The 15,959-nt window shown below is 48.1% G+C and carries 14 protein-coding genes; 13 read left to right on the forward strand and 1 reads right to left on the reverse strand.

Annotated features, from left to right (window positions below; translation table 11 throughout):
- The first annotated feature begins 19 nt into the window (after window positions 1-19).
- The 8 genes from K7P76_RS02215 to K7P76_RS02250 all read left to right on the forward strand — a co-directional run bounded on the left by K7P76_RS02215 (window position 20) and on the right by K7P76_RS02250 (window position 9,561).
- Window positions 20-925, forward strand: a complete 906-nt coding sequence (locus K7P76_RS02215) for an ABC transporter permease (RefSeq protein ID WP_232182600.1) — start codon at window positions 20-22, stop codon at window positions 923-925.
- Window positions 922-1,809, forward strand: coding sequence for a carbohydrate ABC transporter permease (locus K7P76_RS02220; RefSeq protein ID WP_232182602.1), 888 nt, complete (start codon window positions 922-924; stop codon window positions 1,807-1,809). Before K7P76_RS02215 ends, K7P76_RS02220 begins: the two co-directional genes overlap by 4 nt.
- Before the next feature lie 74 nt (window positions 1,810-1,883).
- Window positions 1,884-3,512, forward strand: coding sequence for an extracellular solute-binding protein (locus K7P76_RS02225; protein WP_232182604.1), 1,629 nt, complete (start codon window positions 1,884-1,886; stop codon window positions 3,510-3,512).
- Between the two features lie 116 nt (window positions 3,513-3,628).
- Window positions 3,629-5,023, forward strand: a complete 1,395-nt coding sequence (locus K7P76_RS02230) for a glycoside hydrolase family 2 protein (protein WP_232182606.1) — start codon at window positions 3,629-3,631, stop codon at window positions 5,021-5,023.
- Complete coding sequence (locus K7P76_RS02235) at window positions 5,020-7,428, forward strand: alpha-galactosidase (protein ID WP_232182608.1); 2,409 nt, start codon at window positions 5,020-5,022, stop codon at window positions 7,426-7,428. Before K7P76_RS02230 ends, K7P76_RS02235 begins: the two co-directional genes overlap by 4 nt.
- Before the next feature lie 22 nt (window positions 7,429-7,450).
- Window positions 7,451-7,651 carry a twin-arginine translocase TatA/TatE family subunit gene (tatA, locus tag K7P76_RS02240; RefSeq protein WP_232182609.1) on the forward strand — a complete coding sequence of 67 codons (201 nt, stop codon included), beginning with the start codon at window positions 7,451-7,453 and terminating at the stop codon, window positions 7,649-7,651.
- A gap of 100 nt (window positions 7,652-7,751) precedes the next feature.
- Window positions 7,752-8,510 carry a twin-arginine translocase subunit TatC gene (gene tatC / locus K7P76_RS02245; protein ID WP_232182616.1) on the forward strand — a complete coding sequence of 253 codons (759 nt, stop codon included), beginning with the start codon at window positions 7,752-7,754 and terminating at the stop codon, window positions 8,508-8,510.
- Window positions 8,511-9,000: 490 nt separating this feature from the next.
- Window positions 9,001-9,561, forward strand: a complete 561-nt coding sequence (locus K7P76_RS02250) for a Uma2 family endonuclease (RefSeq protein ID WP_232182617.1) — start codon at window positions 9,001-9,003, stop codon at window positions 9,559-9,561.
- A 242-nt stretch (window positions 9,562-9,803) separates the two neighbouring features.
- Here the strand turns inward: K7P76_RS02250 and K7P76_RS02255 are convergent, their stop codons facing one another.
- Window positions 9,804-10,694, reverse strand: coding sequence for a helix-turn-helix transcriptional regulator (locus K7P76_RS02255; protein WP_232182618.1), 891 nt, complete (start codon window positions 10,692-10,694; stop codon window positions 9,804-9,806).
- Between the two features lie 129 nt (window positions 10,695-10,823).
- Here K7P76_RS02255 and K7P76_RS02260 point away from each other — a divergent pair, with 129 nt between their 5' ends.
- The 5 genes from K7P76_RS02260 (at window position 10,824) to K7P76_RS02280 (ending at window position 15,795) form a co-directional block, all read left to right on the forward strand.
- On the forward strand, window positions 10,824-11,855 hold the full coding sequence (locus K7P76_RS02260; protein ID WP_232182627.1) for a LacI family DNA-binding transcriptional regulator: 1,032 nt from the start codon (window positions 10,824-10,826) through the stop codon (window positions 11,853-11,855).
- A gap of 229 nt (window positions 11,856-12,084) precedes the next feature.
- Window positions 12,085-13,017 (forward strand): ABC transporter permease, encoded by a 933-nt coding sequence (locus K7P76_RS02265; RefSeq protein ID WP_232182629.1) that lies wholly within the window; start codon window positions 12,085-12,087, stop codon window positions 13,015-13,017.
- 36 nt (window positions 13,018-13,053) lie between these two features.
- A complete protein-coding gene (locus K7P76_RS02270) occupies window positions 13,054-13,941 on the forward strand; it encodes a carbohydrate ABC transporter permease (protein ID WP_232182630.1) in 888 nt (295 codons plus the stop codon).
- A 55-nt stretch (window positions 13,942-13,996) separates the two neighbouring features.
- Window positions 13,997-15,571: an ABC transporter substrate-binding protein gene (locus tag K7P76_RS02275; protein WP_232182633.1), complete on the forward strand. Its 1,575-nt coding sequence runs from the start codon at window positions 13,997-13,999 to the stop codon at window positions 15,569-15,571.
- Window positions 15,568-15,795: a hypothetical protein gene (locus K7P76_RS02280; RefSeq protein WP_232182635.1), complete on the forward strand. Its 228-nt coding sequence runs from the start codon at window positions 15,568-15,570 to the stop codon at window positions 15,793-15,795. Before K7P76_RS02275 ends, K7P76_RS02280 begins: the two co-directional genes overlap by 4 nt.
- The last annotated feature ends 164 nt before the right edge of the window (window positions 15,796-15,959 follow it).

Genomic DNA, 15,959 nt, shown 5'->3' on the forward strand with positions numbered 1-15,959 from the left:
CTTCTGGAGGAGTGAGTGAATGCGCCGGGATGTATGGAATAACCGCTATTTATATTTATTTATACTTCCTGGAGTTATCTGGTTCCTCGTGTTCTGCTACCAGCCGATGTACGGGTTGCTGATTGCATTTAAGGACTACGATATCGTCGCAGGGGTACTTGATAGCCCATGGGTGGGATTGAAGTATTTCGAGAATTTTTTCCGGGATTATCACTTTAAAAATATTATGGTTAACACCGTCGCCATTAGTCTGCTTAAGCTGATTATCGGCTTTCCCGCACCGATTCTATTGGCGTTGTTGCTCAACGAGATTAGAGCCAGAACTTTCAAACGCATTGTGCAAACGGTTTCATACCTGCCTTTCTTCGTCTCCTGGGTAGTCGTAGCCGGAATTTGGTACGAGCTGTTGACCTTCGACCAAGGCGGGATAGTGAATACGTTTCTTATGAGTGTCGGTCTTATTAAAGAACCCGTCTTCTGGTTCGGCAACGAAAATTATTTCTGGTGGATTGTAGTCGTCTCCGATATTTGGAAGGGAATCGGTTGGGGAGCCATTATTTACTTGGCCGCCTTATCCGGTATTGACGAAGAGCTTTACGAGGCATCCGTAATGGATGGCGCTAATCGTTGGAAACAGACATGGCACATTACGCTTCCGGGTATTCGCAGCACAATTATTATTTTGTTTATTTTTTCCGCGGGAAATATTATGAACGCCGGATTCGATCAAATTTATGTCATGCAGAATCCTACAGTGATGGGGCGGGCTGAAATTATCGATACCTATGTGATGACAACGGGGATTTTTCAAGCGAATTATTCCATTGCTACTGCAGTCGGATTGTTTAAATCGATTATCGGTTTGGGACTGCTATTGATGACGAACGCGTTGGTTAAGCTGTTCGGCGAGGACGGGATACTATGAGAATCAGCCGTGGACAAAAGCTATTTGCCCTTATCAACTATGGACTCTTAATCGCGCTGTCGATCTCCATCCTGTTTCCTTTCTGGAGAATCGCTGTCCTTTCATTGAACGATGGGCTTGATGCGTTAAGGGGAGGCATTTATTGGTGGCCGCGTAAGTTTACTTTGAGCAACTATTCCGTTATTTTTGCCCAATCTCAGATTACGGAAGCGTATAAGGTAACGATTATCCGAACCGTGATCGGCACTTTCCTATCCGTGTTCTTCATGTCGTTAATGGCTTATGGCTTATCCAAAAAACACTTGCGGGGAAGACAAGTGGTTAATGTCATGATCCTGATCACGATGTTCTTCGGAGGCGGATTAATTCCTCTCTATCTTTTATTGAAAGATTTGCATCTGCTGAATTCGATTTGGGTTTATATTGTTCCGTCGATTTACTCCGTATGGAATATCATCTTATTCCGAACCTTCTTTCAGATGCTCCCCGCAGCTCTGGAGGAATCCGCCAAGATAGATGGCGCAAACGATCTGACCGTCTATTTCAGAATAGTTGCCCCATTGTCATTGCCGATCTTCGCGACGATCTCGCTGTTCGTGGCAGTCGGTCATTGGAACGACTGGTTTTCCGGAACGGTGTTCGTTCAGAGCAAGGATTTGATTCCTTTGCAAACGCTTCTGATGAACGTCATTCGGGAAAATGACAGCGCGTCGATGATCGCGGGAGGGGCGGCGAATTTAACAAGCGAAAGAGTGAGAAACGTCACGAGCAGTTCGGTAAAAATGGCTACGTTGGTGGCGACTATTCTTCCTGTCGTATGCTTGTATCCGTTCCTGCAAAAGTATTTCGTCAAGGGGGTGATGGTAGGTTCGATCAAGGGTTAGTTCAAGGCTTAAATGCGGTTTATAAGAAGGGGCAAGTGCAAGCTGGTCTGTCTACCATGGAAGGGGAAGGTAAAGTGGATAAAAAGAAAGGGTACGTTTCAATTGCAATACTGCTTGTCGTTATCCTGCTTGTATCGCTTGTGGGATGCACCAACTCGAAAAACGCAAACGACAATGCACAGACGCCAGCTTCGGCGAGCGGAACGAGCACGGAATCGGCAGCGCCGAATCCGGAGCCGTTAAAATTCACCTTTCATACCTTCATTGGCGCTCCGCTTCAGGAGAACAACGAGATGGCGCAATGGCTGAAAGAAAATAAAAACATTGAGTTCGATTATGAGTTTGAAAAAGTAGGCGACAAAATTACCGAGAAGCTGAATCTGATGCTAGCCAGCGGAGAAGTGCCCGACGTGATGGAAGTCGATAATTATGCTTCGGCCATTGACGTTGTTAACAAGATGGGAGAAGCCGGCCTTGTTATTTCGGTCGACGAATGGCTGAAGAAATATCCGGATCTTATTAAATACAGTGATCCGAAGTATAACGATGCGGTATTCCGCAGCAAGAAAGACGGGAAATTCTATATGATCCCGACGAACTATGCGGGACACGAAGCCGTCAAGAAGTCCGACGTTGGACCGATCATTCGGGAGGACTGGCTGAAGCAGGTGGGAATGGAGGCGCCGAAAACGCCCGATGAATTAATCGAAGTGTTGAGGGCGTTCAAGGAGAAAATTCCCGACTTGAACGGTAAGAAAATCATTCCGGCGAGCTTCGACGGCTTCAAGCAATTTATCGCCGATGCTTGGACGAAAAGTTATTATGATCTATCCGAGGATAACAAGTCGCTTGTATTCCAGTTTAATGACCCCAGAATCGAAGAATATATGGTGTTCATGAACAAGCTTTACCGCGAAGGCTTGCTCGATCCCGAAATGTTCGCGCAACAGCCCGAACAGTACATGGAGAAGCTGGCTTCCGGCCGTGTAGGCTATACGGTAAGAATTTATTGGGATATGGACCAGGTGAACGCTTCGCTGAAAGCGGCCAACCCGGAAACCCGATTCGTTCCGAGCCCTGTAATAAGGGTGCCGGGTAACCCGATGCCGATCTATACAAGCGGGACTCCACGGGCATTCACGGGACTAGTAATCTCTAAGAAGTTTGCCGAGAACGGCGACAATCTGGCGCGTTTGATGGAGTATTTGAACTGGTGTGCGACCGACGATGCGATCCGGATGCTGAAGTATGGTCCGGAAGGCAAGTACTATGAGAAGAACAGCGAAGGGCTCTATGCCTTGAAAGAGGAATTCGTTGCCGAGCGGGACAAGGAAAACAGCGATTTCATCCCGAAAACGGGCTTAAACCAATACAATTTATTAAGATCGTTTACTATTCCGACAGATGAAGTGAATCCCAGAACGGAGGAAGCGCAGTTGGGCACGATTTGGGATGAAGCGAAGATCGAATCGGATCCGCTCGCCTTTCAGTTAACGTCGCCAGGGCCGATCGAAACGGAGAAGTGGGGACAGATGTGGGCTGAGTTCGACATGTGGCAGTCGAAGGCGATCACGGCCAAATCCGAAGATGAGGTCCGCAAAAAAACGCAGGAAATGCTTAAGGCATTTGAATCGAGCGGGGCGCGGGATATCGTGAATGAAAGATTGAAGTCGATCGAGACGTTCTTGGCCGATAACCAATAGCAACAATGGCGAGAAGGCGGGCGCCAATAGTTATCCGTTCTTCGGGATCGGGCGTCCGCTGTAATCATCACTATTATATGGAGGGGTATTGATGAGTAACCTATCCGAAAACGGGCTTGAGTCAATCCAGCTCCGGGATCGATAATGTTCCGTCCCAAGATCCGCATTTTCTCGAATTGCTTAAAGAAACGGCAATCCATGCGCTTAAGGCCAAGCGTAATCATGTTTCCTTAGCGTGTTGGAGCGGAGGGAACGAGCTTACGGACAGGGATGGGCGTCCAGCAACTTATGAAGACGAAAATATCAGTTTGCTGAAATCGCTTGTTGAACAATACGATCCAATGCGCTATTTTCTGCCAACATCGGCATCCGGTCCGTCCGAATTTCTGCTGGCTGATCGACCGGGTATGAATGAGGATGTTCATGGCCCATGGAAATACGCGGGACCTGAGGAGCATTACCGGTTGTTCAACGAATCGGACAGTCTGCTGCACAGTGAATTTGGGGTCGACGGTTGCTGCTCCGTGCAGTCGATGAAACGTTTTTTGCCGGAGAAAGATCTTGCGGTAACCTCGGTGCTCGATAATCTGGTATGGCGTCATCAGGGGGAATGGTGGGATACATTGGAACGCAGCAAGCTAATGTTCGGGGAGATGGCTGATCTTGAACAATTGGCGGCCGCGAGTCAGTGGGTTCAGGCGGAAGGGCTTAGGTATGCGCTCGAAGCGAACCGCAGGCGCAAGTACCGCAACAGCGGAAGCATCGTGTGGCAATTTAACGAGCCATGGCCGAATGTTTCGTGCACCAGTCTCGTTGATTATTACGGCATTCCCAAGTTGGCGTATTACGGGGTTCGCAATGCGTACCGGAATACCCTTTTGTCATTGAAATACGAGAAGCTGATATTCCGTCGCGGCGAGACGTTCACGGCTTCTTGTTATGCTCATAATAGCGGCAAAGAACGCAGCATCGAATGGGAAGCGGAATGCTTTGATCTTAATGGCCGCTTTCTGTGGAACAAGCGGGGATCCGCCAAGATGGAGGCGCAATCCGCCATTAAGGTGGCTGATTTTACGATGCGAATCGAGGAAGCGATCCCGGAAATATTCGCGGTCCGATTAAAGTGGGATGAAGCGGAGAGCAACATCTATTTATTCTCGACGCGGGAGGAAAGTTACTTCCAGCCCCTGCTAGAGGTTGAAAAGCCGGATTTGGATTGGTCGTTGGCGGATCAAACCCTGCTTATGGAGACGAATACGCTAATCAACCGTTATGTCGTCCGTAACATAGGATCTGTGGTTGCTCTCTATGTCAGACCCGGATGGACAGAAGAGTCTTCTTCGGTGCCGGGTTGTGCACACTATACGGTATTGCTGCCTGGGGAAAGTCGAGTTTTTGAAGTGCCGGAGAGGTTGGACAAGAGTGATCCCTCGTCTGCGGCAGCTCAAATAAAGTTCATGGCTTGGAATGATTCATTCACAACCAAGCCCAAATCGGGAGGCTTAAAATGATAGAGAAGATAGAACGTTCGCAAATCCATGTTGAATTCGATGTACGCGGGAAAGAAGTGCGCGTTCGTAAAGGCTCCAGCATGATGACCGTTTCCTTGGATTGTCCGCAATTGGTAATCAAGGGAGCGGAGACCGGAGAATGGCTTATTTCCTCTCAAACGGATGCGGTGTACGAAGAAGGGGAGTCGTATTCGACGACATTCCGTCTGGGGTCTTCGAAGTCCGGCGCCGTGTTGAATGTGGATTTGCATGTACAATGGGATAACACGGAAGAAGTCATACGGAAATGGGCAGTCGTAAGAGCGGATCTGTTTACGGAAGAGTGCGTGCTGCAAGAAGTCATTCTGGAAAGCAGTGACGTCGAGAGTAATCGCCTGATGCAGTTCAATCCGCATTATTCGGAAAATCATATGCAGAGCCGGATGCAGAGTCAACCGGTATTTTTCGCCGGTTATTTTGCAGGAGTCGAATTTCCAGTCTCGAGCACGAGAATGGAAGCCGGTACGTTGTACATTGCCCATCGTCCGGGGGCAAAGCTGGTTCCGGGCTCCGCTTACGAATCCAGAAAGGCCGTGTTCGGAATAGCTGAGCAAGGAGAGGAAAAAGCAGCGTTTCAAGTCTATCTGCGAAGGCATTGTCAGATTTCAGGAGACCTTCATGTCAACTATAACAGCTGGTATACTTCCCCTGTTCCTTATACGAGAGAAGAAATTGTGGGCATCATGAAGGAGTTTGAGGAAAGCCTTTATGACAAGCACGGCGTATCGCTCGATACATTCTGCATTGATTTGGGCTGGTCGGATAAGCAAAGCATCTGGGAAATCAACAAGACCCGATTCCCGGAAGGGTTTAAAGAGCTTGAACGGCAAGCGGGCGAAATGGACAGCGAGCTTGGATTATGGATTTCTCCGACAGCCTGTTATTCGGAAGCACTTGATAATGATTGGGCCAAAGAGCAGGGATACGGTACTTCCACGACTCCATGGACGGGCGATCACAATATAAGATTCGTATGCTTGGGAGACGACAAGTATCAAAGCGTATTTAAAAACCGAATAGTAAAGCTCGTTCAGGATTACCCGATCCGGCAGATCAAGTTTGATGGATGTATGCTGGAATGCAGCGAGCAAGACCATGATCATGAGGTCGATACCTACTCTACGGAGAAAATCGCCCTTGGAATCATCGATATTTTCCAAAGTATTCGTCAGACTGTTCCGGGAGTATGGATGGAAACGACGTGTTTTGGTTGGAATCCGAGTCCGTGGTGGCTCTGGTACGTGAACTCGGTCCTTGGAAACCATGGGGACGATGTTCCGTTCGGCCGTGTACCTGCCCCCGTCTATCGGGAGAGCTATACATCCGCGCGCGACTTTTTTAATCTTCAAGGTACCGCAGGGTCTCTCATTCCTCCCGCATGTCAGGAGGTGCTTGGTATTGTCCATCAGACCCCGGACTGCTTCATGAACGATGCGGTTATGACCGTTATGAGGGGACATCTATTCCTGCCGCTGTATTTGAATCCGAAGTTCATGTCGGATACAAGGTGGGAGAAATTCGCCGGGTTTCTGAAGTGGGCAAGAGCCAAGGCCGACCTCCTTAAGCACACTATGCTTTTGTTGCCTGCGTCATGGTCCGAAGGAGCCGTACCCGACTTCACCAACGAGGCCGTGATGCCGCGAGAGCCGTATGGTTACGCGCATTGGGGAGAGGGAGAAGGTCTGGCAGCCTTGCGCAATCCGTGGATCGAGCCTGCTGTATATCGCATGCGTATACCTGAAGACGCGCAGAAGAGAGGGAAGCTTCGTGTTATTAGCGTATATCCCGAAGAACGGCTATACGGCAAGGATGTGCAGGCTGGAGAACAATTGGACATCCCGCTTGCCCCTTATGAAACAATCGTATTGTCCATTGTTCCGGAGGAAAGCCAGTCTTCCATTGCTGCTGCCATCCATGAGAAGGGGGCTTATATTCAGTCTCGAGTGTTAAGCGAGCAACAAACGGCAGATTCGCTAGGCCTCGAAGCAGTCATTACGAATAGCGCTCCTCGAGCGGAATTGCTTGTGCTGGCGGAGGGGAAGGCAGGACTATCGTTCAAGGACTATCGTTTTCACGTTAACGGCCGTGAAGTAACTGCGACGGTGGATTCCTCCGCCGACGGCTTTGATCATTCCTGGCTGCCGAAGGTAGAGCAGGACTGGGTGTTCTTGAGAATCCCTTTGGAGCAAGGAGAGAATCATTTGCAAGCGGATCTGTCAATGGATTCGAACGCCGTTTCTTCATGCTCTGCCTGGGTTTGGGCAACGAAGAGAAGCGAAGGGGGCGCTCCGTTGCATGTAAACGGACTCCCTCAGCCAGATCTTATATCCTTGGATGCTGTCCGTTTATCTAAGCAAGCAAGATAATACTTAGGAGAGGAATGAGAATATGGCTGGCATCGGCCCTATGGGTATTCTATTAATCGTACTGGTCGCGCTTATCTTGTTCGGTCCAAGCAAACTGCCGGAATTGGGAAGGGCATTCGGCCGGACGCTTAAAGAATTTAAAAAAGGAACCAAAGAATTCATGGAGGACGGGAAAGAGCTTGAGGACGGCAGGGTTGTCGAGTCGAGGCAGGCGGACAAATAAGGATAAGCATGAAAGAATTGAAAAAACCTCTAGAACCATAGTAGATGTGTGTCCGGAAGTTTGATTCCGCAATGCCTGTTCGGTTGGGAGGGGGGATCTGATGAAGGAAATCAAGGAAGCAACGCTTTTAAACCATATGCGGGAGCTGCGCAGACGCTTATTATGGATCGTGATTGCTCTGTTTGTCTCTGTGGTCGGTGGGATGTTTGTAACGAAACCCGTCATTCTTTTTATTAAAAGCGAGCCTCTAATTCATGATCTGGCTCTGAACGTATTTTCACCTTCCGATGCAATCGGAATCTGGTTAAAGATAGGGTTCATCATCGGGTTTACGGCGGCTCTCCCTTTTACGATGTATCAACTTTGGTTGTTTGTCCGTCCGGGTCTTCATCCCAATGAGCGAAGAGCGGCGATACGATATATCCCTTATGCAACTCTTATGTTTGCGACCGGACTTGTTTTTGCATATTATATCGTGTTTCCGATGGCTTTTACTTTTACATCGGGTATAACAAAAGAATTGGGATTCCAGGAAACCTATGGAATATCGCAATATTTCTCCTTTCTAATCAATATCGTGTTTCCGGTTTCGTTGTTGTTCGAGCTTCCTATTTTGATTATGTTCTTGACAAGGCTCAAACTGATCTCCCCTAAGCTTCTCGGAAAGTTTAGAAAGTTCGCCTATTTGCTTCTGATCATAGTGGCGACAGTGATTACCCCTCCGGATCTAATTTCCGATATACTGGTGGCGATTCCGCTCCTTCTACTGTTTGAACTAAGCGTTCTTTTATCCAAGATCGTTTATCGCAAGTCTGCACGAAGTGAACAGAAAGATGAAGTTCCAATCGTTAGTTATTAATGTCATCGATATGATTAATCTCGAAAGATTCAGGTTGCGATGAAAGAGACACTGCCTTTTCGAGGGCGTTGTCTCTTTTCTTTTGGCTGCGTTTGGATGCGTGTCAATGCTTATCCAGAAATGTGAACAGAGTGACGGCGGGAATTGCGAAAGCGCTTGAAACTTTGACCGACATGGAAAAAGCGGAATTGAGGCGGAAGTCCTAGTTCTCGCTGTTCAGCGTTTGTTAAGAGGTTTTTTTTATACTTGGTGAGGATTACCAGCTATTAGCATCCAAGCAATCAAGATAGAATCTTTTTGGATTTGAAAAGAGAAATGTTTGGGCAGTCGGATTCTAATGCGTTAGCCCTGCTTATAAGGTGTAGGGGAATTGACAGGATGTCCTTGATGGGCAATAATAAGGAAAATGCTCGGGGAAGCACCCCGTAAAGCGGGACACGATTCGTGTTGCTTTGCGGGGTGCTTGTTTTCGATAAGGGAGGCATGAAGGATGAGCGGCAATAAAGACGGGAAGGCGACTAAAATCAAGGAGACGCACGGCACCTATTTCATTGAAGAAAGATATGAAATCATCGGAGGCGTGCGATACGATTTTCTCTTCTCTCCGAAATACGTTCACCAGAACGTGCTTGGGAGGCTTCATTTGGCGTTTCATTCTTCTTGCGCGCAGGACGGGGTGATCCTGCTAGCTCCGATGGATGTCCATTTCGACGAAGAAAATATTTTACAGCCGGACATTCTTTACATCCGCAAGGGAAACAAGGAAATCATCAGAGATGGTTACGTGTTCGGAGTTCCCGACCTGGTCGTGGAAATTCTGTCGGACAGCACGGCGCGCAATGACAAAACGATCAAGAAAGCGACATACGAGAGATTCGGGGTTCGGGAATATTGGCTGGCCGATCCCGTCTACCGGCTCGTGGATCAATTCGCGCTCATCGAAGGCGAATACCGGCTCCTCGCGACCTGGACGGAGGAAGACAGGCTCGTTTCCTCCGCAGTGCCTTGCCTGGCTATCGAGCTTTCGGCCGTTTTCGAGAAAGAGGTTTAGGCGCGAGACGCCGTTAGCGTATATTTGTTGCACGGGCAACACGGAAAAAGGAAGAAGCGGGTGCCCCCCGCTCCTTCCTTTTTCGCGTCTAGCACCCCGAATTCCGCGCGGAAGATGGACGATCTTATGATCGCCGAATCATTAACAACGTTACGATCTCGTGAAATCGAATAACCGAAGGAGTCACAGCGGGGGCGGTCAAAGCTTAATACCGCTTAAATTTTCCTTGCCGGCATCATGAGCTACGAGTCGTCCCTTGCCAGCATCCCACCTGCATAAATCCGTTCGCGGTATTGGACGGGAGAGACGTTCTGATCGTTCTTGAATGCTCGGCTAAAGACACTCAGTTCCTCATAGCCTACCTCCACTGCGATTCTTCGTACGGAATAACCGCTCGTAGCGAGCAGAAGCTTGGCTTCTTCCATCCTGAGCCTGTGAAGGAATGCCGAGGGCGTCGTCTGATAGTGGAGTCGGAAACAGCGGGAAAGGTAATCCACGGAATAGTGGAGGTTTTGAGCCAACTGCTTCAGACGGATAGGTTTCCTGAAATTCTCCAGTAAAAATCGGTAAACCTGAAGCGCAACCGTATTGGACGGTATAAGATGCCGGTCGGGATCAAATTCCATCATCCGTTCCAGCAGTTGCATGAATCGGGATTGCTGCAAGGTCCAATTTCCGACAAGGACCGCTTCTACGATAGATTCTAACGGGCCATCCCATTCCTCGCATGGGAACGGCCCGTAATTCATGTTTAAAGAATAACGGGTATCCGGTACCCGCAGGCCATCCCCCATATCGATCTTGACGATTCGGCCCGGTGCGCTCAAGTCTGAAGCCGATATTTCCCAGTCCCCCGGAAGAAAGTGAATCCAGTAATACACGGTTTCCTGGTCCGATTCCTTGTAACCAAAGTGCCGCAAGCCGGGCGTTTGGATAAACCACTCTCCATCCTTGATTTCATAGGGAACGCCGTCTTCCATCAGGTGAACGATGCCTTTTATGACGAACATGGCAACAAATGCGGGGAAAATCCGTTCATCATGCCGCTCTCCCGGTTGGAAAATTCTTTTACCGGCGCTGATGAAGCTGGGAAATGACCGACTGCTGAAGTTGAGCCAGCGATGCATAGTCATGCGGAAACCTCCTTCGAATATCGGATAATGCCAAGTGTTAGTCGGTTCCTGTTATTCTCTATCTCATTATAATAAGTAAAATAAGAAGTATAAAGACATTCTGACAACGGATGATGCAAAGGAGAGAACATGGCTAATATTCGTGACGTTGCCAAGAGAGCCGGAGTGTCTGTAACGGCCGTCTCATTCGCCATGAATGGGACGGGTACGTTGTCTGATGAAAACAGGCTTCGTATTGTTAATATCGCCAATGAAATGAACTATACGCCCAACAGGGCTGCGCAAGGGCTGATATCCGGGAGCTTGAACACGATCGGTCTCGTCATGCCGAAACCGGGAACGGACTTTTCTTTGGACTTGGAACTTATCGGCGAAGTCGGCGCAGCCATATCCGAAATGGGGTACCACATTCTGCTGTCTTGGGAAGATACTTTCGGAGGAAAAAAAGTATTGAATATGGTCAGAAGCGGCCAAGTCGATGCGCTTTGTTTTGTTCTTCCGATGGATGAAGGGGAAACTTTCAAGGTACTGAACGATATGAATTTTCCGTACGTGTTAACGACTCGTCCTAAGGAGGGAGTCCCGGCTGACTGGGTGGATGTCGACAATATCGACCTCGGTTTTAAAGCGGCCGTCATGCTGATCAAATCCGGGCATAAGGGAATTGGCTTCGTTTCGCCGGGACCTATGGACTACCTGGTCAGCTGCGACCGTTTTACAGGTTATCAGATGGCTTTGAAACACTTTGATATTCCGATACATGCCGATTATTTCATTACAGGTTCGCACAAGCTCGAAGCAGGGAAGAGGGCGTTGGATCATTTTCTGTCGCTTCCGGAAAAGCCGACTGCTATCATTGCGGGGACTGCGATCATCGCGATTGGAATGATCAACAGAATGCGGGAACTCGGCCTTGAATACCCTCAAGATATTAGCATCATCGCCTTTGATGAATTTGCCTTGTCTAAGGAATACGAGATTACGACGATCCATATCCCAACCCAACGGATCATTCATGAAGCCTTCCGCTTCCTTATCAAAAAAATGAACGCCGAGCGTATATTGAAACAAACCCAAATCGCGCTGCAATCCGAACTGTATATTCGTAAGACGTTCGTACCGGACATCCGGATATTGGATGATTGGGATTATAAACAATAGCAATTGATATCGGATAATGCCAAGCGTTGGTCGGCTCCTGTCATTCTCTATCGTATTATAACAAGTATAATAATAAGCATAAAGACATTCGGACAACGGATGATGCAAAGGAGAGAAATGCGCGTGACGTAGTGCGATAAGAAGATGTATACGAGCGAAAGCATCCGTTTTTCGAAATGTTCAGCTCGTTCTTTTTGGAAGCGTTTACATAAACGATATGAGGTGCAGCATGGACATAACGAGAAAGAAAAAAGGTTTCCTGTACGAGATAACCAAAAATAAGATTCTTTACTTGATGTTTCTGCCAGTCGGCTTTTACTTCCTGGTGCTGGCTTATCTCCCCATGCCGGGTATAGTCATAGCGTTCAAGGAGTATACCTACAGCGGCGGGGTATTCGGCAGCGATTGGAACGGCATGGAGAACTTCCGGTATTTCTTCGAGTCCGGCAAGCTCTGGCTGGTGACGAGCAACACGATCATTTATAATCTGGTATTCCTCACAGCAAGTACGGTCATCTCCGTGCTCGTCGCCGTGATGATTGCAGAGATGGCAGGCAAGTATTTCAAGAAAACGGCGCAAACGTTCATGTTTCTTCCGTATTTTATATCCTGGGTCACGGTATCGGCTTTCTTCTACAATATTTTCAACTTTGACTACGGAACCTTGAACACCCTGTTAAGATCGCTCGGAGCAGAACCCGTCGACATCTACTCGAACCCAACGGCATGGATGCTCCTTCTTCCTATCTTCTATGTCTGGAAGGGGATCGGATTTTCCAGCGTGCTGTATCTCTCCGCAATTATGGGAGCCGATCAGGAAAGCTACGAATCGGCGAAGATTGACGGCGCCAACATTTTCCAAAGAATCTGGTATATTACGCTGCCGATGCTGAAGCCGACTGTCGTCATTCTTGTTCTCCTCGGTCTTTCCAGAATTATGCGCGGGGAGTTCGAAATGTTTTACCAATTGATTGGCGACAACGGATTGTTGGCCGACAAAACGGACATTATCGACACGCTTGTATTCAGATCCATGGTTTTCTCGAACGACTTTGGAATGGCTTCCGCTGCGGGCCTCTATCAATCCGTACTCTGCTTTATCCTCATCTATGGGGTGAATTGGGCGGTTAAGAAATGGAATAGCGATTACGCGTTATATTAGACACTCGCTGTAAGCAAGGGAAGGTGGTTTCGAATCGTGAATAGGGGAAAAGACATTTTTATTTTCAATATTATCGCATTTATTATTGTTGGCATCGTTGGAGGAGCGGCGATAATACCATTTGTCATGCTTCTGGTGGGCTCCTTTCAATCCGAGGACTCCATCTTGCAACACGGATATTCCCTCATTCCCAGAACCTTCGATCTTGGCGCGTACAAGTTTATTTTCGATCAACCGGCCAAAATCATTCAAAGTTACGGGGTGACCCTATTCATTACAGTAGCGGGAACGGGCTTGTCGCTCTTCTTCTCTTCCATGGCGGCGTACGTACTTGCAAGGAAAGATGTCAAGTATCGCAATCCGATGGCGTTCTACTTGTTCTTTACGACTCTCTTCAGCGCCGGACTCGTCCCCTATTATATGCTGATCACTAATTATCTGTTTCTTAGAAATACGATATCGATTCTGCTCTTGTCCGGGATGTTCAACGTCCTTTATATCTTGATTCTGAGAACCTATATCGCGAACAGCATTCCCGATTCCATATCGGAATCCGCGAAGATCGACGGAGCGAATGACTTCTCCATTTTCATGAAGGTTATCCTGCCGTTGCTCAAGCCTGCTCTTGCCTCTATCGGTTTGTTCGTGGCGCTTGGATACTGGAACGATTGGTATACCGCAACCTTATTCATCACGGAAGAGAAGCTGTTTCCGCTTCAATACACGCTCTACAAGCTTCTAAGCTCTACAACGTTCGCCAAGCAGCTTCTGGAAGGCAACGGCGCGGTCTCCGCGATCGAACTGCCTCAGCAGACGGTCAAGCTGGCCTTAACCGTTGTTGCAACGGGACCGATCGTACTGGCATACCCTTTCGTTCAGAAATATTTCGTTTCCGGTCTCACGATCGGTTCCGTCAAAGGCTAAGGTTAATCCCGCTAACCGGCGGTTTAACATACAAAAATCAGGGAGGTTACAAAAGATGAGTAAGAAAAACAAAGTACTAAGCGTCACAGTTGCACTCTTGCTTAGCGTAATGATGGTCTTATCCGCATGTACGAAAAAAGAAAACTCCAATTCCGGCAGTTCGCCGGCGGCCGAGTCCAGTTCCTCCGAATCGTCCAACTCGTCACCGTCAGAGACTCAGAAGCCCCAGCTCGACAAAGTTACGCTTAAATTCGTTCTCCTCGGAGAAGCGCCCAAGGACAATGATGCGGTCATGGCCGAAGTGAACAAAAAGCTCGAAGCGGACATCAACGCGACGATCGAGCTGACGTATATTCCTTTTGCCGACATCGGCACGAAATATCCGTTGATTCTTGCTTCCCCGCAGGACTGGGATGTTATTTTCGGAAACGTAAGCTACGTCTCCAACGCTGCCAAAGGCGGTTATCATGAGATTACAATGGCAGATGTGGAGAAAAATATGCCTTTAACTCACAAGGCAACGTCCGAAGCCATGTGGACCGATGCTGTTGTGAATGGAAAAATCTACATGATCCCTCAAACGTTCAAGGAGTTGGATGTAGGAACGGGCTTTTTCCGGGAAGATATCAGAAAAAAATATAACGTTCCTGAAATCAAAACGTTCAAAGACCTAGGACCTTACTTTCAAGCCATTAAAGACAACGAACCGGGCATGATGCCGGTAGATGGCACGTCTGACGACATTAAAAACCTCTTTGGCGGAATGCTGCAAGGCTGGAGCGCCTTCAAAGTCCAAAATTTGGTTAACTTCAATCCGGAGAACAAAGATTACAAGTTAACGGGTCTTCTCGATCCGGAATTCGCTGCAATCTATACCGATGCTGCCAAAACGATGAAGGATTGGGCGGATAAAGGTTTGCTTCCGAAAAACGCCTTTGCCCAGAAAACGTCCGGATTAGACTTGTTGAAAGCAGGGAAATCCGGGTACTATATGACCGCGTTCGAGAACTACGCCCAGTTAAGCTCCGATATGACCGCTAAGGGCTGGGAACTTGGCGGTATAAACAACGTGACTCCGAACGGAACGGCCATGATTAGAACGGCAACGGGCAATGGCTTCTCCTTCTCTCCAATATCCAAAAATTATGAAAGAGCTTTGATGGCCATCGATCTGCTTCATCAAGAACCGTCCTATAATATGTTGCTTGCCTTCGGGATCGAAGGGAAAAACTACAACATGGTGGATGGCAAGCTGGCCATCATTAATGCCGATCCGAATCCTTATCCGATGTATGGAGCCGGTTGGTGGTCCAACAACCGCGACCAATGGCCGCCGCTCGAAAGCTATACGCAGCAATATATCGACACGAAAAAAGCACTGCTTGAGAAAGCTTCCCCTTATTTGCTGAACGGCTTTAACGTAGATGAAACCAATATCAAAACAGAAGTAGCCAATATTAACAACGTGTATAAGCAGTACGCGATTCCGATTGAGCTTGGAATCGTGAAAGACGTGGATGCGGCAGTCGCCCAACTGGTCGAGAAATACAAAAAAGCCGGCGCGCAAAAAGTGGTGGACGAAGTCAAACGGCAAGCAGCTGATTTCATTAAATCGAAACAAGTCAAATGAAAGAAAGCTTGATCAGGGCTGAATATCCAAGGCCGCAGTTCGTTCGGAACGACTGGCTGAATTTGAACGGAACATGGCAATTCGCGTTTGACGATGAACGAGTTGGTGAGCGGGACTTGTGGCATATGTCCGAAGAGCCGTTCGATCGGCAAATCCTGGTGCCCTTCTGTCGGTATGGGTTAACGGATCATCGAGCAGGAAATCAACGGTTTGCTCACTTATGACAGGAAACCCAAACTGCCGTTCGAGAAGATTAGGGCGGTCATGGAAGGCAAGCCGGTATAACGCCAAATCCCGAAACGATTAACGATTAAGGCAGCTCTTTCCGAGCTGCCCCTCATACGCCGTTAATTGATAACGCTTACAATATTTTGAAAGGGGGGATTCA

It is taken from the genome of Cohnella silvisoli, from assembly GCF_021190915.1.
Lineage (GTDB): Bacteria > Bacillota > Bacilli > Paenibacillales > Paenibacillaceae > Cohnella > Cohnella silvisoli.

Excerpts from the sequence above, each read along its gene's own strand:
- K7P76_RS02215 (WP_232182600.1), top strand. The coding sequence starts at position 20 with ATGCGCCGGGATGTATGGAATAACCGCTATTTATATTTATTTATACTT.
- K7P76_RS02220 (WP_232182602.1), top strand. The coding sequence starts at position 922 with ATGAGAATCAGCCGTGGACAAAAGCTATTTGCCCTTATCAACTATGGA.
- K7P76_RS02235 (WP_232182608.1), top strand. The coding sequence starts at position 5,020 with ATGATAGAGAAGATAGAACGTTCGCAAATCCATGTTGAATTCGATGTA.
- tatA (WP_232182609.1), top strand. The coding sequence starts at position 7,451 with ATGGCTGGCATCGGCCCTATGGGTATTCTATTAATCGTACTGGTCGCG.
- tatC (WP_232182616.1), top strand. The coding sequence starts at position 7,752 with ATGAAGGAAATCAAGGAAGCAACGCTTTTAAACCATATGCGGGAGCTG.
- K7P76_RS02250 (WP_232182617.1), top strand. The coding sequence starts at position 9,001 with ATGAGCGGCAATAAAGACGGGAAGGCGACTAAAATCAAGGAGACGCAC.
- K7P76_RS02255 (WP_232182618.1), bottom strand. The coding sequence starts at position 10,694 with ATGACTATGCATCGCTGGCTCAACTTCAGCAGTCGGTCATTTCCCAGC.
- K7P76_RS02260 (WP_232182627.1), top strand. The coding sequence starts at position 10,824 with ATGGCTAATATTCGTGACGTTGCCAAGAGAGCCGGAGTGTCTGTAACG.
- K7P76_RS02265 (WP_232182629.1), top strand. The coding sequence starts at position 12,085 with ATGGACATAACGAGAAAGAAAAAAGGTTTCCTGTACGAGATAACCAAA.
- K7P76_RS02275 (WP_232182633.1), top strand. The coding sequence starts at position 13,997 with ATGAGTAAGAAAAACAAAGTACTAAGCGTCACAGTTGCACTCTTGCTT.
- K7P76_RS02280 (WP_232182635.1), top strand. The coding sequence starts at position 15,568 with ATGAAAGAAAGCTTGATCAGGGCTGAATATCCAAGGCCGCAGTTCGTT.